The following is a 19667-nucleotide window of genomic DNA, read 5'->3' on the forward strand; positions in this document are numbered from 1 at the left end:
GTCGCCGGGCGGGCTACGGCTCGTCCCCGCCGACGGGCGGGACCGAGCGGGTGAGCGCCTGGAAGAACTGCACCCCGGCGGACAGCCCTCCCTCGATGATCTCCAGGAGCTGACGGTCGGTCGCGCCGGCACCGACGTCGACGAGGACCTCGGTGCGCACCACGGGTCCCTCGGGCGAGTCGGCCGTGTACACGGTCGGCCAGATCTTGTCCCGGTTCCAGTCGTTGACGGCCTGGGCCAGCGCACCGGCGTACTCCTCCGGCACGGCCCGCCCCCACGTGCCGCGCACGCTGAGGAAGTCGGCCTCCTCCCCGGCCAGGCGCAGCTGGAACCGGTACCCGTCCCACAGCCCGTCGACGGAGCCGTCCGGCTCGGTACGCACGTGGTAGCCCCGGTCGACGACGACGTCGTGCACCCGCTCGGGCGTCACCGGGGTCGTCGCGCGCAGCGGACCGGTCAGCGCGGCCGGGGACGTGCGCCGCACCGAGCCGGCGCTGCGCAGCACCCGGACCGTCGTCGCCAGGTCGGACCCGCGCACCGGCACGGCCCGGGCCTGCCCACGCACGGCGCGCAGCCACCGTCGCAGCCTCACGGCGCACGACCGGCCGGGTCGGGGTAGGCCTGCTCGAGGTCGTGCATCATCCGCATGCCCTGACCGATGCCGCGGCGCACGAGCGTCGTGAGCTGGTCCTCGCTCACGCCCGCCGCCAGCGGGGTCGACACCTCGGCGACGACGCTGACCATGCCGTCGTCGAGCACCCGCACGTAGCACTTGGGCCCGACGAAGTCCCGGTTCCAGCCGTCGACCAGCTCCAGGACCTCCGCGAGCCGCTCGATCGCCAGGCGGCGGTGCCACGTCGCGCGGACCTGGAGGACGTTCTCCTCCGGCCCGAGGAGGTAGACGTGGAAGACGGCCTGCGCCCACATGGCCCCGACGTCGCCGGCGCGGTCGCGGAACCACGGGTACCCCAGGTCGTCCAGGGCGGCGACGACCCGTTCCCTCGTCAGCGGGTGGACCACGTCCCGCGCCGTCCGGGCGCCCGCGTCCGCGGCGCCCGGGCCCGAGGCCCGGCCCCGGCCGTCCTCCGCCGCCGCGCTCATACGACGAGGGTAGTCCGCGGTCCTCCCGGCCGGCCGGTCGGGGTAGGTTGACCGGCGTGCAGGAACCGGGGCCCAGGCACGTCGTCGCCGTCGTGGGGATGACGGCGACCGGGAAGTCCGACCTGGCCCTCGACCTCGCCGAGGCGCTCGGCGGCGAGGTCGTCAACGCCGACGCCATGCAGCTCTACCGCGGCATGGACGTCGGGACGGCGAAGCTCCCGGTCGCCGAGCGGCGGGGCGTGCCCCACCACCAGCTCGACGTCCTCGACGTCACCGAGGAGGCCCGCGTCGCCGCCTACCAGCGCGCCGCCCGCGAGGACCTCGCCGCCGTCGCGGCCCGGGGGCACCGCCCGCTCCTCGTCGGTGGCTCCGGACTCTACGTCCGCGCGGCCCTGGACCACCTGGAGTTCCCGGGGACGGACCCGCAGGTGCGCGCCGAGCTCGAGCGCCGCGCCGAGACCGAGGGCCGGCGTGCCCTGCACGACGAGCTCGCCCGGTTGGACCCGGGCGCGGCCGCCCGGATCGACCCGCGCAACGCCCGGCGGGTGATCCGTGCCCTCGAGGTCATCGCCGTGACCGGCAGGCCCTTCTCCGCCGCGCTGCCCGAGCACGTCTACGCCGTCCCCGCGGTCCAGCTCGCGATCGACGTGCCCCGTCCCGAGCTGGACGGGCGCATCGCCCGCCGCGCCGCCGCGATGATGGCGGGCGGACTGGTCGAGGAGACGGAGGCGCTCCTCAGCCGCGGCCTCGCCGAGGGCGTGACCGCCCGTCGCGCCGTCGGGTACGTGCAGGCGATGGACGTCCTCGCGAGCCGGCGCACCCGCGAGGAGGCCACCGAGGACATCACGGTGGCGACCCGGCAGCTGGCCCGGCGGCAGGAGAAGTGGTTCCGCCGCGACCCCCGCATCCACTGGCTCGCCCCCGGCCCCCGGGCGGACGTCCTGGCCGCCGCACTGCGTACCCTGGGGCCATGACCTCGCCCTTCCCGGTCCTGCGCGGCCGGACGCTCACCACCGGTCACGGCACCGAGAACGACTTCGTCCTCGTGCCCGACCCCGACGGCGAGCTCGAGATCGGTGCCGACGAGGTCGCCGCCGTCTGCGACCGGCACGCCGGCGTGGGGGCGGACGGCCTCATCCGCGTGGTGCGCTCACGCGCCCTGCCCGAGCAGGTGCTCGCGGGGTCCGGCGAGGCCGAGTGGTTCATGGACTACCGCAACGCCGACGGGTCGGTCGCGGAGATGTGCGGCAACGGCGTGCGGGTCTTCGTCCACTACCTCCGCGAGAGCGGCCTCGTCACGATCGCCGACGGCGGGTCGATCGTCGTCGGGACGCGCGGGGGCCCGCGGCGGGTGAGCGTCGTGGGGGAGCTGTACACGGTCGAGATGGGACGCTGGCAGATGCCCGGCGGGCTGGCCGCCGTCCAGGCCGGCTACGACGTCGTCGTCCAGGTGGGCGGGCTCGAGGGTCCCCGTGCGGGGCTAGGGGTCACCCTCCCCAACCCGCACACCGTCGTCGCCCTGCCCGACGAGCAGACCCTGGCCGCCGCCGACCTCACCCGGCCCGCCGCCTACGACCCGGAGCCGCCGGAGGGCACGAACCTCGAGCTGGTGGTGCCGCTGGGCGAGGAGAGCGACGCCGCGGGGGTCGTCGGTGCCCTGCGGATGCGCGTGCTCGAGCGCGGCGTGGGCGAGACCCGGTCCTGCGGGACGGGGACGTGTGCCGCGGCGCTCGCGGTGCGTGCGTGGGGCGGGCCCGGCGCGCCGGACACCTGGCGGGTCCTCGTCCCGGGCGGTGAGGTGCTCGTCCGCGTCCAGGGGGAGCGGGTCACGCTCACCGGTCCCGCGGTGCTCACCGCCGACGTCGTCCTGCGCTGACCGGCCCGGCCCGAGAGGGGATCCGTTGCCCAAGAGGAAGCGCCGACCGCGCCACGACCGGCCCCCGGCCCGGCCCCGTCCGGGAGCGGGTCCCCGAGGCGCCGCCGCGCATGGCGTGCCCGCCCACGGGGCCCCCGCGCAGGCCGGGTCCCCAACCGGCAGCGCCGTGTCGCCGTCCGAAGGTCCGGGTTCCGCCGACCCCGCGGACCTCCTCGCGGAGTTCGAGCGGTGGTGCCGGTCCCTCGACCTCGACCCCGCCGGGCTGCGCCGGCTGGTCGCGACCGCCCTCGCGCTCAAGGAAGAGCTCCCGGGCGCGGCGGACCCGGCGCGGTGGTCGCCCGAGGACCTCACCACGGTGCTCACCCGGACGTTCCCCGCGCGCGTGCCCCTCGACGCCGATGAGCAGCGCCTCGTCGGCCCGGCGATGGCCCTGTACCTGTCCTTCCTCGGGACGACCGGACGGTGGCCCGCCTCCGCCGTGCCGCTCGACGCCCTGACGGGCCTGGTCGAGAAGCTCGCCGACGAGGTGCCCCGCGCGTACCGACGCGGCTCCGGCCACGACGGCGTCGAGCATGCGCCCGGTGCCGAGCCTGCGCCCGGTGCCGAACCCAACCCCTTCACCGCGCTGTGGCCCGACGCCCTCGGGCCGGTGCCCGACCTCACCGTCGTGCTCCGGCTGGACGTCCCCGCCGACCGGGCCGCGGCGTGGATGCGGGGCTCCCGGGTGTGGGGCTGGACGCGGGGGGTCCTGGACTGGGTGGGCACCTCACGTGAGGTGGCCGACGACGGCGGGCTGCGCGACGCCGACGCCGCCGAGCTCCTCGGCCGGCTCGCACCTGCCGGACACCCGGCGCCGATCGCGCTGCTGTGGCCCGCCCTGGTCGCGACCGGCCTTCTCGAGGCGACCGGGGACCGCGTCCGACCCGGGCCCCGCGCCCTCGACGAGGGGCCCGACGAGGCCGTCGTCCTGGACGGGGTGGCCCTGCACGCGGCGGTGCTGGCCGAGCTGCTCCGCCCGGCGCCCTCCGGCACCACCCGGGCGCGGGTCCCGGGCCTCACGCTCGGCGCTCTCGTGCGCGCCGCGGAGCCGCGCGGCTTCACCGTCCCCGCCGGTCTTGGTCCCGCGCTCGCGGACGTCACCGAGGGGCTCGGCGCCGACCTCGCGGTGGCCGTCGAGGTCGGTGTCCTCGAGCGGCGCGGCGACGCCTACGTCCTGCCCCCGGAGGTGGCCCCCGCGGTGCCCTACGCCGTCGGCCTGGTCGGGCCCTGAGGTGTGACCGTCAGCACCCGGAAGCCGCCGCTGGTGCCCGCGCGGGTGACGTCCGCGCCCACGTCCTCGGCGAGCCAACGGTGCAGCGAGTCCGCCCCGAGGTTCTTCGCGACGACGAGCTGGGCCCGCCCGCCGGGCGCGAGGAGGGCGAGCCAGGACCGCAGCAGCTCGTGCAGGGCCGCCTTGCCGATCCGGATGGGCGGGTTCGACCAGATCTCGTCGAGCTCGACACCGTCGGCCCGCAGGCGGCGCAGGGCCTCGCCCGCCTCGAGCGCGCGCACGTTCGTCAGGCCCAGCGCGGCAGCGTTGCGGGCCGTGAGGTCCACGGCCCGCTCGTTGACGTCCGCCGCCCAGACCGTCGCGCCGGGGGAGGCGGCAGCCATCGCCAGTGCGACCGGTCCCCAGCCGCAGCCGACGTCGGCGAGGTGCCCCCTGGCCGGCGGGTCCGCCACGGTCTCGAGGAGCACCCGGGTCCCCGGGTCGAGCCGGTCGCCCGAGAAGACCCCGGGCGCCGTGAGCACCCGGACCCGGCGGCCGCGGAGCGACGCCTCGAGGGGGCGCAGCTCGGCGGGCGAGGCCGGGCTGGCGGTGAAGTAGTGCTCGGGCGTGCTCACCCGCCCACCGTATCGGCGGTCCGCCGTGGGGATAATTCCTCGCACCACCCGGCCGCCCGTGGGACCCTGGGAGGAGCGGCGCGCCGTGCGCCGACCGGACGGAAGGACGCCATGACCACGACCCGCCAGCCCCAGCACACCCCGGACGCCGACGGGCGAGGTGCGCAGGAGGCCGCGGAGGACGTGGTGGCCCGGATCCTCGCGCGCGCCGGGAGCGTGCGCTCGACCGAGGGCACCGCGCTGCAGTCCGGTTCCGACGGGTCCGCCGGTGAGCACGACGGGGCCTACGACGGCGACCAGCTCGAGCGGGAGGAGCGTGCCGCGCTGCGCCGCGTGTCGGGCCTGTCCACCGAGCTCCAGGACGTCACCGAGGTCGAGTACCGCCAGCTGCGCCTCGAGCGCGTCGTCCTCGTGGGCCTGTGGTCCACCGGCTCGGCGGAGACGGCCGAGGTCTCCCTCCGTGAGCTCGCCGCCCTCGCCGAGACCGCCGGCTCGGAGGTGCTCGACGGGCTCCTCCAGCGCCGGCAGAACCCCGACCCCGGCACCTACCTCGGCTCGGGCAAGGCCGCCGAGCTCGCCGAGCTCGTCGCCTCGGTCGGCGCCGACACCGTCGTCGTGGACGGCGAGCTCAGCCCCTCCCAGCGCCGCGGCCTGGAGGACATCGTCAAGGTCAAGGTCATCGACCGCACCGCCCTCATCCTCGACATCTTCGCCCAGCACGCGAAGTCGCGGGAGGGCAAGGCACAGGTCGAGCTCGCCCAGCTCGAGTACCTGCTGCCGCGCCTTCGTGGCTGGGGCGAGTCGATGTCGCGCCAGGCCGGTGGCCGGGTCGCGGGCGGTGCGGGCATCGGCTCCCGCGGCCCCGGAGAGACCAAGATCGAGCTCGACCGGCGTCGGATCCGCACCCGCATGGCGCGCCTGCGCCGTCAGATCCGGGAGATGGCGCCCTCGCGGGAGACCAAGCGGGGTGCGCGGCGCCACCACCAGGTGCCGTCGGTGGCGATCGCCGGGTACACCAACGCGGGCAAGTCCTCGCTGCTCAACCGGCTCACCGGCGCCGGCGTCCTCGTCGAGAACGCGCTCTTCGCCACGCTGGACCCCACCGTGCGCCGGGCGACGACCCCGGACGGGCGCGAGTACACCCTCACCGACACCGTCGGGTTCGTGCGCTCGCTGCCCACCGAGCTCGTCGAGGCGTTCCGGTCCACGCTGGAGGAGGTCGCCGAGGCGGACCTCGTCCTGCACGTCGTCGACGCCGCGCACCCCGACCCGGAGGGCCAGGTCGGCGCCGTCCGCTCGGTCATCGCCGACATCCCCGGCGGCGCCGACGTCCCTGAGCTCATCGTCCTGAACAAGGCCGACCTCGCCGCCCCGGAGGACCTCGCGGCCCTGCGCACCCGGTACCCGACGTCGGTGGCGGTCTCCGCCCGCACCGGTGAGGGGATCGAGGAGCTGGCTCGGCTCGTCGCCGAGATGCTCCCGCGCCCCTCGGAGGAGGTGGACCTGGTGGTGCCGTACTCGCGCGGCGACCTCGTCTCGCGGGCCCACACCGACGGCGAGGTGCTGACCGAGTCGTACGCCGAGGGCGGGACCCGGCTGCACGCCCGCGTGGACCCCGCCCTCGCGGCCGAGCTGCGCACGGTCGCGGGCGCCCCGGCGGCCCGCTCGGCCTCCTGAGCGTGGGGGCCGACACCGGCGCCCTGCTCGACGCCGCGGTCGCGGCGGTCAGTGGGGCCCGGCGCGAGGGGCAGTTGCGCATGGCGGAGGCCGTCGCGCAGACCCTGGACGACCGCACGCACCTGCTCGTCCAGGCCGGGACCGGCACCGGCAAGTCCCTCGCCTACCTCGTGCCGGTGCTCGCCCACGCCGTCGAGAAGGGCGAGCGGGCCGTCGTCTCCACGGCCACGCTGGCGCTCCAGCGCCAGGTGCTCGCCCACGACGCGCCCCTCGTGGCGGACATCGTCGCCGAGCGCACCGGTGCGCGACCGAAGGTGGCCCTGCTCAAGGGCTGGCAGAACTACCTCTGCCTGCACAAGGTCGCCGGCGGCTACCCCGTGGAGGAGGAGCCGGGGCTCTTCGCCGTCTCCGCCGCCACCGACGGCGGCCTGCCCGCCGGCGGAGCGCCGGTCGAGCCGCCGACCGACCGGCACGGGTCGGAGCCGGCCCTCGCGGGCCGGGAGGGTCTGGGCGAGCAGGTGCTCCGTCTGCGGGCCTGGTCGGAGGAGACCGGGACGGGTGACCGCGACGACCTCGTGCCCGGGGTGAGCGAGCGGGCCTGGCGGCAGGTCTCGGTCACGAGGATGGAGTGTCTGGGTCAGCGGTGCCCGATGATCTCGGAGTGCTTCCCCGAGGCGGCGCGCGTCAGCGCCCGGGAGGCCGACGTCGTCGTGACGAACCACGCGATGCTCGGCATCGCCGCCTCGGGCTCCCCGGGGGTGCTCCCCGAGCACGACGTCTTGGTCGTCGACGAGGCCCACGAGCTCGCCGAGCGGGTCACCGCCCAGGCCACCGCCGAGTTGAGCGCGAGCGTCGTCGAGCGGACCGCCCGGCTCGCCCGCCGGCACGCCGGTGTCGGCCTGGCGAACCTCGAGGCCGCCGCGACGTCCTTGCGCGCCCGGCTCGAGGTCGTGCCCGACGGCCGCCTCGTCCACGGGCTGCCCGCGGACCTGCGCGACGCGGTGATCCTCGTCGAGGCCGGGGCCCGCGAGGCGGTCGGCGCGATGAAGCCCGAACCGGGCGCCGAGGACGCCGGCGGCCGAGCGATGGCCCGCTCCGCCATGGTCGTGCTGCACGAGATCGCCGAACGGCTCCTCGGTGACTCCGTCGCCGCGCGCCGGGACGTCCTGTGGTGCGAACGTCCCCGCGGGGGCCTGGAGCAGCCCCGGCTGCGGCTGGCCCCGCTCGACGTCGCCGGCCCGGTCGCCACCCAGCTCCTCGCCGGCCGGGCGGCGGTTCTCACCTCGGCGACCCTGGCCCTCGGCGGCACGTTCGACCCGATGGCGCGCTCCCTCGGGCTCACCCTCGACGACGCGACGCCCTGGCGCGGCCTCGACGTCGGCTCACCCTTCGACTACGCCCGGCAGGGCATCCTCTACACCGCACGTCACCTGCCGCCGCCGGGCCGCGACGGGACGAGCGAGCAGGCGCTCGAGGAGCTGGTCGCGCTCGTCCGGGCAGCCGGCGGGGCCACCCTCGGGCTCTTCTCGTCCCGCCGGGCGGCCGAGGCCGCCACGGAGCGGCTGCGCGCCGAGCTCGACACCCCGGTCCTGTGCCAGGGCGAGGACCAGCTGCCCACGCTCGTCCGGCGTTTCGTCGAGGACGAGGCGACCTCCCTCATGGGCACCCTCTCCCTGTGGCAGGGCGTCGACGTCCCCGGACCGACGTGCCGGCTCGTCGTCATCGACCGCATCCCCTTCCCCCGGCCCGACGACCCGGTCAAGCAGGCCCGTTCGGAGGTCGTGGCGGCGGCGGGGGGAAACGCCTTCATGTCGGTGGCCGCCACCCACGCGGCGCTCCTGCTCGCCCAGGGCGCCGGCCGGCTCGTGCGCCGCATCGATGACCGCGGCGTCGTGGCGGTGCTCGACCCACGGCTGGCCACCGCCCGCTACGGCACCTTCCTCACCCGCTCGATGCCGCCGCTGTGGCCCACCAGCGACGGCGAGCTCACCCGTGCGGCGCTGCGCCGCCTCTCCGCGGGCACCGCGGCGGTGTCCCACTAGGCTCTTGGCTGCACCGTCCCCGCGCCGACCAGGAGGTCCCGGATGACCCACCACGACGACGTCCCAGGCCGTCAGGAGCTGCTCGGCGGTGAGGGCCGGAGCACCGAGCCCCGGCGCAGCAAGGTGGCCATCGTCGGGGCCGGTGCCGTCGGCTCGACCCTCGCCTACGCCTCGCTGCTGCGTGGGGCTGCGCGCGAGGTCGTCCTGTACGACCTCGACAAGGCCAAGGTCGAGGCCGAGGCGCTGGACATCGCCCACGGCATCCAGTTCACGCCGATGGGGACCGTCTCCGGCTCGGACGACATCGCGATCTGCGCCGACGCCGACGTCGTCGTCATCACCGCCGGCGCCAAGCAGCGGCCCGGGCAGTCCCGCCTGGACCTGGCCGGCGCCACGATCGACATCATGCGGGCGCTCGTCCCGCGGCTGGTCGAGGTCGCACCGGACGCGGTGTACATCATGGTCGCCAACCCCGTGGACGTCGTGACGTACGCGGGCCTGAAGATCTCCGGCCTGCCGGCCGAGCAGTTCTTCGGCTCCGGGACCGTGCTGGACTCCTCGCGGCTGCGCTACCTCGTCGCCCGTGAGTGCGGCGTGGCGGTGCAGAACGTCCACGCCTACATCGCCGGGGAGCACGGCGACTCCGAGATCCCGCTGTGGAGCTCGGCGATGATCGGCGCCGTACCGCTGCTGCAGTGGGGGTTCACGGTCGACGGCGGCCTGCTCGACGAGGCCCGGCGCGCCCGCATCAGCGAGGAGGTGGTGGGGGCGGCGTACCGCATCATCGCGGGCAAGGGGGCCACCAACTACGCCGTCGGCCTGGCCGTGGTGCGCATCATCGAGGCGGTGCTGCGCGACGAGCACCGCGTGCTCTCGGTCTCCTCCCTCCTCGAGGACTACCTGGAGATCTCCGACGTCTGCATGTCGGTGCCCACGGTCGTCGGCCGGGCGGGTGTGGGGCGCCGTCTCGTGCCCGTGGTCACCGAGACCGAGCGGGCGGGGCTGCGCCGCAGCGCGGAGTCGATCCGGTCCGTGGCGCAGCGCTTCGGCTTCTAGGCGGGTGCCTACAGGCTCCGCAGGACGGTGACGACCCGGCCGAGCACCTGGGCGTCGTCGCCCGGGATCGGGGCGAAGGCCGGGTTGTGCGGCAGCAGCCACACGTGCCCGTCGCGGTGCTGGAACGTCTTCACGGTCGCCTCGCCGTCGAGCATCGCCGCGACGATCTCCCCGTTCTCGGCCACCGGCTGACGGCGCACCACCACCCAGTCGCCGTCGCAGATCGCCGCGTCGATCATGGACTCCCCGACGACCTTGAGCATGAACAGCTCCCCGTCGCCCACGAGCTGGCGCGGCAGGGGGAACACGTCCTCGACCGCCTGCTCGGCGAGGATCGGCCCGCCCGCGGCGATCCGGCCCACCACCGGGACGTACGTGGGCGCGCCGGCACGCAGGCCGTCGCCGTCCGTCGGGCCGCCCGCGACGTCGCGGACCTCGCGGACCTCGTCCATGAGCTCCATCGCGCGCGGCCGGTTCGGGTCCCGCCGGACGTAGCCCTTGCGCTCGAGCACACCCAGCTGGTGCTTGACCGACGACGGGCTCGTCAGCCCCACGGCCTCACCGATCTCGCGCATGCTCGGCGGGTAGCCGTGCGCGTGCACCGCCGACCGGATGGTCTCGAGCACGCGGCGCTGACGCTCGGTGAGGTCGCGGCCCGTCAGTGCGGGCGGCGGGGTGGTGGTGCCGGTGTCCTCGGGAGTGTTCACGGCCGTGGTCCTTCCTGACCGCCGCCCAGGGTGGGCGACCGGGCGATGTCAGTGGTCGGTGATGGGCTTCGTAACAGCAGCGTAGGAGTCGGGAGCGCGAATCTCAAACATCTGTTCGACGGTGTGTCGACATTCGCCCCGGCCCGCACTACTGTGACGTACAGACGTTCGACGAACAGCAGTTCGAGGAGGACAAGATGAGTGCACTGGTGGCCCACCCGGCCTGGCAGCCGTCCCCGCAGACCCGGCCACGCCCGGGGGTGTCGGCCGACCCGCGGCGGCCTCGCCTGCAGCTGGTGGGCCCGGGCTTCGTCCCGTCGCCGGCCCCGTCCTCCGCGCCGAGCGCCGACCCCGGCCCGGCCGTGGCGGCGCGACCCGCCGCGCGGCGTGCGGCGCCGTTGCGCCTGACGGCGCTGGGAAGACGCGTCGCCGCGGTCGCCGCCCTCCTCGTGGCGCTCGTGCTCGCGCTCGCGCTGGGAACGGCCGCCGGGCAGGCGGTCTCGTCCGGCGCCACGGCCCAGACGGTCACCCACACCGTGGTACCGGGGGAGACCCTGTGGGCGGTGGCCGGCTCAGCGGCCGGGCCGGGGCAGGACGTGCGCGACGTCGTCGCCCAGATCGTTCAGCTCAACGCGCTGGCCACGGAGGTCCTCGAGCCGGGTCAGGCCCTGCTCGTCCCGGCCGCCGGCTGACCCGCCTCGCGCCGGCCGAGAGCTGACCCGCGGCCGGCACCTGACCGGTGGGCCGGCAGCTGGTGGCCTGGGCCGGCCGCTGCGGGTTTGCGCCGGACGGCCGCCGCGACCTACCGTTCCGAGCGGTCCCCGCGCGGGGACGGACCGGGCGGTGCCGCCGTCCGGACCGGCCCTCGGGGGCCCGGTGAGGAGGCTCCGGTGCACTGTCCGTTCTGTCGTCATGCCGACTCCCGGGTGATCGACTCGCGTACCGCCGAGGACGGCATGTCCATCCGGCGCCGCCGTCAGTGCCCCAGCTGCGGACGACGCTTCACCACGCTGGAGACCTCGAGCCTCACGGTGGTCAAGCGGTCCGGCGCCACCGAGGCCTTCAGCCGGGACAAGGTCGTCGCCGGCGTGCGCAAGGCCTGCCAGGGGCGCCCCGTCTCAGACGACGACCTGGCGCTCCTCGCCCAGCAGGTCGAGGAGGCGGTCCGGGCGAGTGGTAGCGCCCAGATCGACGCGCACGAGATCGGGCTGGCGATCCTCGGCCCGCTGCGCGACCTCGACGAGGTCGCGTACCTGCGCTTCGCCAGCGTCTACTCCTCCTTCGCCTCCCTCGAGGACTTCGAGGCGGCCATCGGGGCGCTGCGCGCCGGGCACGACGGTGCCGGCACCGACGATCACCTCCCCACGTCGGACACTGCCGCCGGGGCTGCCGACGGTGCCGGCCGGACGGCCGCCGACGGTGGCCCCGAAGACCAGGCGGGGCGGTCAGGGGTCCGCTAACCTGGGTCTGCCGTCGAGTCCTTCGGGGCTCCGGCGCACCGACAGCCGTCGGTGACGGCGGAGGGGAAGCCGCCGTCACCGGCGGCCGTCCTCGTTCTCAGTCTGCGGCCGGGTCGCCGCCGGGCCTCTCGCCCGGTTTCTCGCCCGGCTTCTCGCCGGGCTCGGCCCCGGTGTCTCGTCCACGGAGCGGTCCGGGCAGGTGGTCGGCGAGATGGCCCTCGCGGACGTGCTCGCCCATCTCCCGGACGTGCACGCCGACCTCGAGCAGGCGGTCCCGGACCGAGCGTCGCAGCACCTTGCCGAGCTGGGACCGCGGGAGCTCCTCGAGCACGGCGATCGAGCGGGGCATCGCGTACGCGGAGAGGCGTTCGCGCGTCCAGTGGCGGACCGCCTCGAGGTCGACGCTGGCGCCGGGCTCGAGGACCAGGGCGGCCACGACGCTCTCGCCGCGGGAGGAGTCCGGGAGCCCGACGACGGCGACGTCGATCACGCCGGGCATCGACCGGACGGCGTCCTCGACCTGGGAGGGGTAGACGTTGAAGCCGCCGGTGATGATGAGCTCCTTGCGGCGGTCGGCCAGGACGTAGAAGCCGTCGGGGTCGCGCCGGACCAGGTCGCCGGTGCGCAGCCAGCCGCCCTCGAGCATGACCTCCGCCGTCTCGTCGGGCTTGCCGTAGTACCCGGCGAAGACCTGCGGGCCTCGCACGATCAGCTCGCCGACCTCGCCGTCGGGGACGTCCCGGGTCGGCTCCTCCGGGTCGACCAGGCGGACCTCGGTGGAGGGGAAGGGCACGCCGAGGGCGCCCGGGCGCCGCGTCTCGTTGAAGGGGTTGCCGAGGATGACGGGGGAGCACTCGGTCATGCCGTACCCCTCGATGATGAGGCCACCGGTGACCTCCTCCCACCGTCGGGCGACGTCGCCGTCCAGGGCCATGGCGCCGGAGATCGAGTAGCGGACCGACGACATGTCGGTGCCTCGCTCGCGCGCCGCGGTCGCCAGGCGGTCGAACATGGGGGGGACGCCGGGGAAGAAGGTCGCCGGGTGGCGGCGCATCGCGGAGAGGACCATGTCGACGTCGAAGCGCGGCAGGACGACCTGCGTGGCCCCCATGTCGACGGCGAAGGTCAGGCACAGGGTGAGGCCGAAGGCGTGGAAGTACGGCAGGACGCCGTAGATGGTCTCCTCGCCCTCTCGCAGGCCCGCGACCCAGGCGCGGCCCTGCTCGGCGTTGGCCAGCACGTTGCGGTGCGTGAGGGCGACCGCCTTGGGGGTGCCGGTCGTGCCGCCGGTGTGGAGGAGGACCGCGAGGTCCGCAGCTCCCGGCGCGGGGTGGTTGGCGGCCAGGGGGGTGGCGCCGCGCAGGTCGCGGTCCCAGCTGCGCACGCCTGCCGGCACCGGCCCGCGCATCGTCTCGCGCTGGGCCCGGGCCGCCGCGACCGGCAGCCTGAGGAGGAGCCGGGACCGCAGGGGCAGCGCCGCGGTGAGGTCCACCGCGAAGACGGCCCGCCCCCCGCCGACGACGTTGCCGACGACCTTCTCCCACGCGATGACCACCCGGGCGCCGTGACCCTCGAGCTGCTCGCGCAGCTCGGCGGCCGGCGCGAGGGGGTTGTGCTCGGCCACCACGGCGCCGAGCCGCAGGACGGCGTAGAACGCGACGACGTGCTGGGGGCAGTTGGGCAGCACGAGCGCCACGCGGTCGCCCGGCCCCACCCCGGCGGCCGCGAGGAGTCCCGCCGCCCGTCGGACCTGCTCGGCGAGCTCGGCGTAGGTGGTCGACCTGCCGAGGAAGTCCAGCGCCACCCGGTCGCCGTGGCGCTGCGTCGCCCGGCGCAGCAGCTCGGCCACCCCGTGCTCGGGCACCGTGATCTCGGTCGGGGTGTCGGTTCCCTGCGTCGCCATCAACGTCCTCCTCCGTTCGCGGGACCGTCGGTCCCGCAGGCCAACCTACGCCGCCGTAGGTCCCGGCGCCCGTCACAGGTCCGACGAGCGCGGCCCCCAGATGTTGACGCCGGCGTCGACCGCGTGGCTGTCGATCGCCATGAGCTCGTCCTGCGAGAAGCCCGGTCCGTCGAGGGCCGCCACGGAGCTGTCGAGCTGGGCGGGGCTCGAGGCACCGACCAGGGCGGTGGTCACCCGCGGGTCGCGCAGGACCCAGGCGATCGCCATCTGCGCCAGGGTCTGCCCGCGGGCCGCCGCGATCTCGTTGAGCGCCCGGACGTGGCCGAGGGTCTCCTCGGTGAGGAACTCCCGGCGGAAGGGCCCGCCACGGGCGGCCCGCGAGTCCTCGGGGACGCCGTCGAGGTACTTGTCGGTCAGCAGGCCCTGGGCGAGCGGGGAGAACACCACGGTGCCCAGCCCCGCGTCGCCGACGACGTCGAGCAGGCTGGGGTCGCCGTCCTCGACCCAGCGGTTGACCATCGAGTACGACGGCTGGTGGACGAGCAGGTCGAGACCGATCTCGGCGGCGACCGCCAGGGCCTGGACGGTGCGCTCGGCGGAGTACGAGGAGATCCCCGCGTACCGTGCCCGTCCCGACCGCACCGCCGTGAGCAGCGCCCCGAGCGTCTCGTGCAGGGGCGTCGTGGGGTCGAAGCGGTGGGAGTAGAAGATGTCGACGTGGTCCAGGCCGAGCCGGCCCAGCGACTGGTCGAGGGAGGCGAGGAGGTACTTGCGTGAGCCGCCCTCGCCGTAGGGGCCGGGCCACTGGGTGTAGCCGGCCTTGGTGGAGATGACCAGCTCGTCGCGCAGGCCGGCCAGGTCGCCGGCGAGCAGCCGGCCGAGCGCCGCCTCGGCCGCACCCGGCGGGGGGCCGTAGTTGTTGGCCAGGTCCAGGTGGGTGATGCCCAGGTCGACCGCGCGCCGGACGATCTCGCGCCGGCGGGTCTCGGGCGTGCCCTCGCCGAAGTTCTGCCAGAGGCCCAGCGCGACCGCGGGCAGGTCCAGCCCGCTGCGGCCGCAGCGTCGGTAGGGCATCGCCCCGTAGCGCCCGGGTGCGGGGGTGAACATCCCCTGACCGTACTGCGAGGACTCAGTCGTCGTCGCGCCCGCGCTCCGCCTCCGGCCGCACCATCACGCGCAGGCGGATCGTGTCCTCCATCTGGCGCACGGCCTCGACGGCCTCGCGGGGGAGCTCGGAGCTGATGTCGGTGACGACGTAGCCGAGCTCGCCCAGGGTGCCCAGGATCTGGCCCTCGATGTTGGCGCCGTGCTCGGCGAAGGTCTGGTTGACCAGCGCGAGGACGCCAGGGGTGTTGCGGTGGAGGAAGACCACGCGGTAGCGGGCGTTCTCCGAGGGCTCGAGGTGCAGCCGGGGGACGTTGACCGACAGGTCCGTCGAGCCGGTGCGGGCGTACTTGACGAGCTTGACGGCCACGAAGTGCCCGATGTTCTCCTGCGCCTCCTGGGTCGACCCGCCCACGTGCGGGGTGAGGATGACGTTGGGCAGGCCGCGCAGCGGGGAGTCGAAGGGGTCGCCGTTCTTCGCCGGCTCCTCGGGGAAGACGTCGACGGCGGCACCCGAGAGCGACCCGTCCAGGATCTTCTCCCGGAGCGTGCCGTAGTCGACGAGGAAGCCGCGCGAGAGGTTGAGGAAGCTCGCGCCGTGCTTCATCTGCTCGAACTGCTCGGCCCCGAACATCCCGGCGTTGCCGGCCCGTCCGTCGACGTGGAGGCTCACGACGTCGGCGACGGCGAGGAGCTCGGCCATCGACCCCATGCGCTGGGCGTTGCCCAGCGCCAGCTTCTCGGCGGTGTCGTGGAAGACCACCCGCATGCCCAGCGCCTCGGCGACGACGGAGAGCTGGGTGCCGATGTTGCCGTAGCCGATGATGCCCAGCGTCCGGCCGCGCACCTCGTGCGAGCCGGCGGCGGACTTGTCCCACACGCCGGCGTGCAGGGCGCGGTCACGCACCGTCAGCCGGCGCGTCAGGGCGATGATCTCGCCCACGGCCAGCTCGACCACCGAGCGGGTGTTGGAGAACGGGGCGTTGAACACCGCGATGCCGCGGCGCGCTGCGGCGCGCAGGTCGATCTGGTTGGTCCCGATGCAGAAGGCGCCGACGGCGAGCAGGTCCGGCCGGGCGGCGAGCACGCGCTCGGTGACCTGCGTGCGCGAGCGGATGCCCAGCAGGCTCACGCCGTCGAGGGCGGCGATGAGCTCGTCCTCCTCGAGCGCGCCGGGGTGGCGCACGACCTCGTACCCGGCGGCGGCCAGGATCGGGTCGGCGTCGGGGTGCGGGTTCTCGAGGAGCAGTGCCTTGGCCACGGCGTCATCGTCCGCCCGTCTCGCGATCCGGAGCAAGTCCGTCCACTCCGTGGGCCAGCACCGCCGCGCCCGCGCCGAGCCCGGCGCGAGCTCAGCGCAGCCCGGCCGGCAGGTCCCCGGCGTGGACGACGTGGAGCCGGCGCGTCGGGCGCGTCATGGCGACGTACAGGTCGCCGTGGCCGCCCGCGCCGATCCGGGCCGGCTCCACGAGGACGACGACGTCGAACTCCAGGCCCTTGGCCGCCACCGCGTCGACCACCACCACGCGGGCGTCGAGCGGGTCCCCGTCCGGTCCGCGCAGCGCCGCCGCCAGCGCGGGGTCCGCGGCGAGCGCCCGGACCACCAGCGCCTCCTCGCCGCGGGGCGCCAGCACCGCCAGCCGGCCGCGGCCGGGGCCGTCGGCGCGGTCCAGCGCCGCGAGCTCCTCGCGCACGACGTCGGCCGCCGTGCCGGCGAGGTCGCCCGCCCGGGTGACCACCAGCGAGCCGGGCAGGTCCCGCGCCGCGCGGACCGGGTACGCCGGGGCCGCCCCGGCGGCGGTCATCACCGCCGTGGCCGCATCCATCACCGTGGCCGGCGTCCGGTAGCTGATGGTGAGGACCGACTCACGCACGTGCTCGCTCCCCGCGCCGCCGAGCACGTCCGCCCAGGACCGGGCGGGCCGGTGCCCGCTGCGCTGGGCGAGGTCGCCGACGACGGTCATCGAGCGCGAGGGGCATCGGCGCAGCAGCGAGCGCCACGCCATGGGGCTGAGCTCCTGCGCCTCGTCGACGACGATGTGGCCGTAGGTCCAGGACCGTTCGGCCGAGGCGCGCTCGGCCGTCGTCAGGCGGGGCCCCGTCGCCGCGAAGCGCTCGGCGAGCATCTCCGCGCTGACCATCCCCATCCCCAGCTCCTGCGAGCTGATCGCCTCCTGCGCGTAGCGCAGCTCCTCGGCCGCCTGCTGCCGCGCCTCGGACCGGGCGCGGGAGGCCTCGGCCTGCTGGTGGGGGCCGAGGAGCTCGGCGAGCTCGTCGAGGAGCGGCACGTCGGCCACCGTCCAGGCGGATCCCCGCTCGCGCGCCAGGAGGGCGCGGTCGGCGGCGCCCAGCCGGGGGGCGTGGCGGGCCAGCAGGTCCGGCCGGTCGTAGAGGCGCTCGAGCAGCCCGTGCGCCGTCGTCGGCATCCAGCACAGGTTGATCGCGACGCGCACGTCCCGCGCGCTACGCACGTCCTCGAAGAGGTAGGGCCGCTCCTCCGGGTCGTCCGCCCCGCGCGCCGCGGCGTACTGGCGGACGAGGACGTCGAGCATCGCCAGGGCGAAGGTGTCGCGCGCCTGGTTGTGGGGCAGCCCGGAGCGCCGGGCCCGGCCCATCGCGGTGCGCACGTCGGCGGGGTCGAGGCGCAGCCGCACGCCCTCCACGTCGAGCTCCTGGACCTGCTCGGGCACCCGCTGCAGGCCGCGCACGGCGCGGGCGAGGACGTCGGCCATGACGAGCCGGCCCTTGACGGCCGCGACCTCCTCGTCCTCGGGGGCGTCCGCCGTCGTGCCGGGCAGGAGGTCCGCCATCGTGGTGGCGACGACGTCGCTCTCGCCCAGGGAGGGCAGCACCTGGTCGATGTAGCGCAGGAACACCCGGGACGGCCCCACGAGGAGGACGCCCGACCGCTCGAGCCGCTGGCGGTGGGCGTAGAGGAGGTAGGCGGTGCGGTGGAGCGCCACCGCGGTCTTGCCCGTGCCCGGCCCGCCCTGGACGACGAGGACGCCGTCGAGGGGGGAGCGGATCACGGCGTCCTGCTCGGCCTGGATCGTCGCGACGATGTCGCTCATGTGGCCCTCGCGGGCGGCGGACATCGCGGCGAAGAGCGCCCCCTCGCCGGTGAGACCGTCGGCGACGTCGGCGTCGAGGTGGGCGTGGTCGAGCAGCTCGTCCTCGACCCCGACCACCGTGCGGGCGCGGGTCATGAGGTGCCGGCGCCGCACGACGTCGCCCGGGTGGGCCGCCGTGGCCTGGTAGAACGGCTGGGCCGAGGGGGCGCGCCAGTCCACGAGGAGCTGGTCGTGCTCGGCGTCGGACATGCCGATGCGTCCGACGTAGCGGGGCTCCTCGCCCGCCCGCAGGTCCAGCCGGCCGAAGACCAGCCGGTTCTCGACGTGGTCGAGCCGGGCCACGGCGTCGGAGTAGTGGGCCGCGAACGCGTCGCGCTCAGAGCGGTTCTGCGGCGACCCCGAGGGGCCCTCGCGGCGGACCTCCGCCAGCCGGGACCCGTAGGAGGCGCGCAGCTCGTCGAGGCGGGTGTACACGCGGTCGACGTAGGTCTGCTCCTCGCCGACGGCGGCCGCCACCGTGTCCTGGGCGGGGCCGGCCGGGTCGGGCGTGGGGGCCTGCTGCACGCGTGCTCCTTCTCCTCGTGCGCACCGGCGGTGCGCCTGACGTGCCGTCGGCACGGCCATCCATTATCCGTCCTCAGGGCGGTCCGTGCAGGCATGTCCGGGCCGGACGTCCCGCGGACCGGCTCGACCGGCCGCGCGCGAGGCCGGACCGGTCCGCTCGCGGAATGCCGGGCGGCACCGCAGTGTTGGCAGAGGTAGACCTCGACCCACCAGAACGAGAGGAGTCGGCCGATGCGCGACCCCCATGAGCTCTACACGCTGGCTGCCCGGCCGCAGGAGTCCACCCCCGTGCTCGTGCACGCCATGCGGGGCTCCCTCGACGCCGGGCAGGCCGGTGCGCTGGTCTCGCGGCACCTCCTCGGCTCCCTCCAGGTCGAGCGGGTCGCCACCTTCGAGCCCGACGAGCTGGTCGACTACCGCTCGCGGCGCCCGGCGATGACCTTCGAGGACTGGCGGTTCACCGAGTACGACGAGCCGGTCATCGCGCTGGACCTCCTTCGCGACGACGAGGGCACCGCCCTGCTGCTCCTCCACGGCCCCGAGCCGGACCTGCAGTGGGACCGCTTCACCGCCGCGGTCGTCGGACTCGTCGAGGACCTCGGGGTCGAGCGGACGATCGGTGTGCACGGCATCCCCATGGCGGTCCCGCACACCCGGCCGACGACGGTGACGTCGCACGCCAGCCGGAGCGGTCTCGTGGACACCCAGCGTCACTTCATGGGCACCGTCCAGGTGCCCGGCAACGTCGCGGCCCTGCTGGAGCTCCGGCTCGGCCGGGCCGGGCACGACGCGCTGGGCTTCGCCGCGCACGTCCCGCACTACCTCGCCCAGGCCGAGTACCCGCTCGCGGCCGCCGAGCTGGTCCGCCAGATCGCGGCGCACGCCGGTCTCGCGCTGCCGGTGGGTGAGCTGGAGGCCGCGGCGGCCGAGACGGCCGCGCAGATCGAGGCGCAGGTCTCGGCGTCGGCCGAGGTCGGTGCCGTCGTCCACGCGCTCGAGCAGCAGTACGACGCCTTCATGGAGGCCGCGGCCCAGCCGAACCAGAAGACCCTCCTCGCCGACCACGGGGACATGCCCACGGCCGAGCAGATCGGCGCCGAGCTGGAGGCGTTCCTCGCCGAGCACGCCGGCGAGCGTCCCGAGGACGACCCCGAGGCCTGAGAGCGGCGCCGTCCTGCGGCCCGGGCGGCGCGCCGGCACCCGCCTCGGGCGGGGGACAATG

General features: G+C 75.5%; 17 protein-coding genes. 9 read left to right on the forward strand and 8 right to left on the reverse strand.

Translation table 11 applies throughout. From position 1 onward, the window contains the following. Nucleotides 1–13 precede the first annotated feature (13 nt). A complete protein-coding gene (locus EDD32_RS11920) occupies nucleotides 14–592 on the reverse strand; it encodes a type III secretion system chaperone family protein (protein ID WP_170175275.1) in 579 nt (192 codons plus the stop codon). Next, entirely contained in the window at nucleotides 589–1101 is a 513-nt protein-coding gene (locus EDD32_RS11925) for a type III secretion system chaperone family protein (RefSeq protein ID WP_123917761.1), read from the reverse strand. Before EDD32_RS11925 ends, EDD32_RS11920 begins: the two co-directional genes overlap by 4 nt. 98 nt (nucleotides 1102–1199) lie before the next feature. Here EDD32_RS11925 and miaA point away from each other — a divergent pair, with 98 nt between their 5' ends. The 3 genes from miaA to EDD32_RS11940 all read left to right on the forward strand — a co-directional run bounded on the left by miaA (nucleotide 1200) and on the right by EDD32_RS11940 (nucleotide 4247). Beyond that, entirely contained in the window at nucleotides 1200–2075 is an 876-nt protein-coding gene (miaA, locus tag EDD32_RS11930) for a tRNA (adenosine(37)-N6)-dimethylallyltransferase MiaA (protein ID WP_123920505.1), read from the forward strand. Continuing rightward, a complete protein-coding gene (dapF, locus tag EDD32_RS11935; protein WP_123917763.1) occupies nucleotides 2072–2977 on the forward strand; it encodes a diaminopimelate epimerase in 906 nt (301 codons plus the stop codon). Before miaA ends, dapF begins: the two co-directional genes overlap by 4 nt. A 166-nt stretch (nucleotides 2978–3143) precedes the next feature. Beyond that, a complete protein-coding gene (locus EDD32_RS11940) occupies nucleotides 3144–4247 on the forward strand; it encodes a hypothetical protein (RefSeq protein ID WP_123917765.1) in 1104 nt (367 codons plus the stop codon). Here the strand turns inward: EDD32_RS11940 and EDD32_RS11945 are convergent. After that, nucleotides 4220–4861 carry a class I SAM-dependent methyltransferase gene (locus EDD32_RS11945; RefSeq protein ID WP_123917767.1) on the reverse strand — a complete coding sequence of 214 codons (642 nt, stop codon included), beginning with the start codon at nucleotides 4859–4861 and terminating at the stop codon, nucleotides 4220–4222. The two genes, EDD32_RS11940 and EDD32_RS11945, sit on opposite strands and share 28 nt — an antisense overlap. A 111-nt stretch (nucleotides 4862–4972) precedes the next feature. Between EDD32_RS11945 and hflX the strand changes: the two genes are divergently transcribed. The 3 genes from hflX to EDD32_RS11960 are packed head-to-tail and all read left to right on the forward strand — an operon-like array spanning nucleotide 4973 to nucleotide 9636. Continuing rightward, nucleotides 4973–6538: a GTPase HflX gene (gene hflX / locus EDD32_RS11950; protein ID WP_123917769.1), complete on the forward strand. Its 1566-nt coding sequence runs from the start codon at nucleotides 4973–4975 to the stop codon at nucleotides 6536–6538. Between the two features lie 2 nt (nucleotides 6539–6540). Further along, nucleotides 6541–8580 carry an ATP-dependent DNA helicase gene (locus EDD32_RS11955; protein WP_246006108.1) on the forward strand — a complete coding sequence of 680 codons (2040 nt, stop codon included), beginning with the start codon at nucleotides 6541–6543 and terminating at the stop codon, nucleotides 8578–8580. Between the two features lie 42 nt (nucleotides 8581–8622). Next, a complete protein-coding gene (locus EDD32_RS11960) occupies nucleotides 8623–9636 on the forward strand; it encodes an L-lactate dehydrogenase (RefSeq protein ID WP_123917771.1) in 1014 nt (337 codons plus the stop codon). Between the two features lie 8 nt (nucleotides 9637–9644). On the opposite strand, the gene lexA is transcribed toward EDD32_RS11960, so the two are convergent. Further along, on the reverse strand, nucleotides 9645–10343 hold the full coding sequence (gene lexA / locus EDD32_RS11965) for a transcriptional repressor LexA (RefSeq protein ID WP_123917773.1): 699 nt from the start codon (nucleotides 10341–10343) through the stop codon (nucleotides 9645–9647). 197 nt (nucleotides 10344–10540) lie between these two features. Here lexA and EDD32_RS11970 point away from each other — a divergent pair, with 197 nt between their 5' ends. Both EDD32_RS11970 and nrdR read left to right on the forward strand, forming a co-directional pair. Then, nucleotides 10541–11035, forward strand: coding sequence for a LysM peptidoglycan-binding domain-containing protein (locus EDD32_RS11970; protein ID WP_123917775.1), 495 nt, complete (start codon nucleotides 10541–10543; stop codon nucleotides 11033–11035). 198 nt (nucleotides 11036–11233) lie between these two features. Beyond that, nucleotides 11234–11803, forward strand: coding sequence for a transcriptional regulator NrdR (gene nrdR / locus EDD32_RS11975; protein ID WP_123917777.1), 570 nt, complete (start codon nucleotides 11234–11236; stop codon nucleotides 11801–11803). A 97-nt stretch (nucleotides 11804–11900) separates the two neighbouring features. Here nrdR and EDD32_RS11980 read toward each other — a convergent pair whose 3' ends face one another. The 4 genes from EDD32_RS11980 to EDD32_RS11995 form a co-directional block, all read right to left on the reverse strand. Then, the gene (locus tag EDD32_RS11980) at nucleotides 11901–13706 is read right to left on the reverse strand and encodes an AMP-binding protein (RefSeq protein ID WP_123917779.1); all 1806 of its coding nucleotides are present in this window, start codon (nucleotides 13704–13706) and stop codon (nucleotides 11901–11903) included. A gap of 72 nt (nucleotides 13707–13778) precedes the next feature. Beyond that, nucleotides 13779–14813 carry an aldo/keto reductase gene (locus EDD32_RS11985; RefSeq protein WP_123917781.1) on the reverse strand — a complete coding sequence of 345 codons (1035 nt, stop codon included), beginning with the start codon at nucleotides 14811–14813 and terminating at the stop codon, nucleotides 13779–13781. Between the two features lie 22 nt (nucleotides 14814–14835). Further along, a complete protein-coding gene (gene serA, locus EDD32_RS11990) occupies nucleotides 14836–16071 on the reverse strand; it encodes a phosphoglycerate dehydrogenase (RefSeq protein ID WP_123917783.1) in 1236 nt (411 codons plus the stop codon). A 91-nt stretch (nucleotides 16072–16162) separates the two neighbouring features. Beyond that, nucleotides 16163–18445 carry a HelD family protein gene (locus EDD32_RS11995; RefSeq protein WP_342771404.1) on the reverse strand — a complete coding sequence of 761 codons (2283 nt, stop codon included), beginning with the start codon at nucleotides 18443–18445 and terminating at the stop codon, nucleotides 16163–16165. 231 nt (nucleotides 18446–18676) lie between these two features. On the opposite strand from EDD32_RS11995, the gene EDD32_RS12000 reads away from it, so the two are divergent. Further along, nucleotides 18677–19606, forward strand: coding sequence for a PAC2 family protein (locus EDD32_RS12000; RefSeq protein ID WP_123917787.1), 930 nt, complete (start codon nucleotides 18677–18679; stop codon nucleotides 19604–19606). The last annotated feature ends 61 nt before the right edge of the window (nucleotides 19607–19667 follow it).

The organism is Georgenia muralis (assembly GCF_003814705.1).
GTDB classification, from domain to species: domain Bacteria; phylum Actinomycetota; class Actinomycetes; order Actinomycetales; family Actinomycetaceae; genus Georgenia; species Georgenia muralis.

What these genes read in the sequence shown, in the direction of transcription:
- EDD32_RS11925 (WP_123917761.1), bottom strand. Translation starts at nt 1,101, where the DNA reads ATGAGCGCGGCGGCGGAGGACGGCCGGGGCCGGGCCTCGGGCCCGGGC.
- miaA (WP_123920505.1), top strand. Translation starts at nt 1,200, where the DNA reads ATGACGGCGACCGGGAAGTCCGACCTGGCCCTCGACCTCGCCGAGGCG.
- dapF (WP_123917763.1), top strand. Translation starts at nt 2,072, where the DNA reads ATGACCTCGCCCTTCCCGGTCCTGCGCGGCCGGACGCTCACCACCGGT.
- hflX (WP_123917769.1), top strand. Translation starts at nt 4,973, where the DNA reads ATGACCACGACCCGCCAGCCCCAGCACACCCCGGACGCCGACGGGCGA.
- EDD32_RS11960 (WP_123917771.1), top strand. Translation starts at nt 8,623, where the DNA reads ATGACCCACCACGACGACGTCCCAGGCCGTCAGGAGCTGCTCGGCGGT.
- EDD32_RS11970 (WP_123917775.1), top strand. Translation starts at nt 10,541, where the DNA reads ATGAGTGCACTGGTGGCCCACCCGGCCTGGCAGCCGTCCCCGCAGACC.
- EDD32_RS11980 (WP_123917779.1), bottom strand. Translation starts at nt 13,706, where the DNA reads ATGGCGACGCAGGGAACCGACACCCCGACCGAGATCACGGTGCCCGAG.
- EDD32_RS11985 (WP_123917781.1), bottom strand. Translation starts at nt 14,813, where the DNA reads ATGTTCACCCCCGCACCCGGGCGCTACGGGGCGATGCCCTACCGACGC.
- EDD32_RS12000 (WP_123917787.1), top strand. Translation starts at nt 18,677, where the DNA reads ATGCGCGACCCCCATGAGCTCTACACGCTGGCTGCCCGGCCGCAGGAG.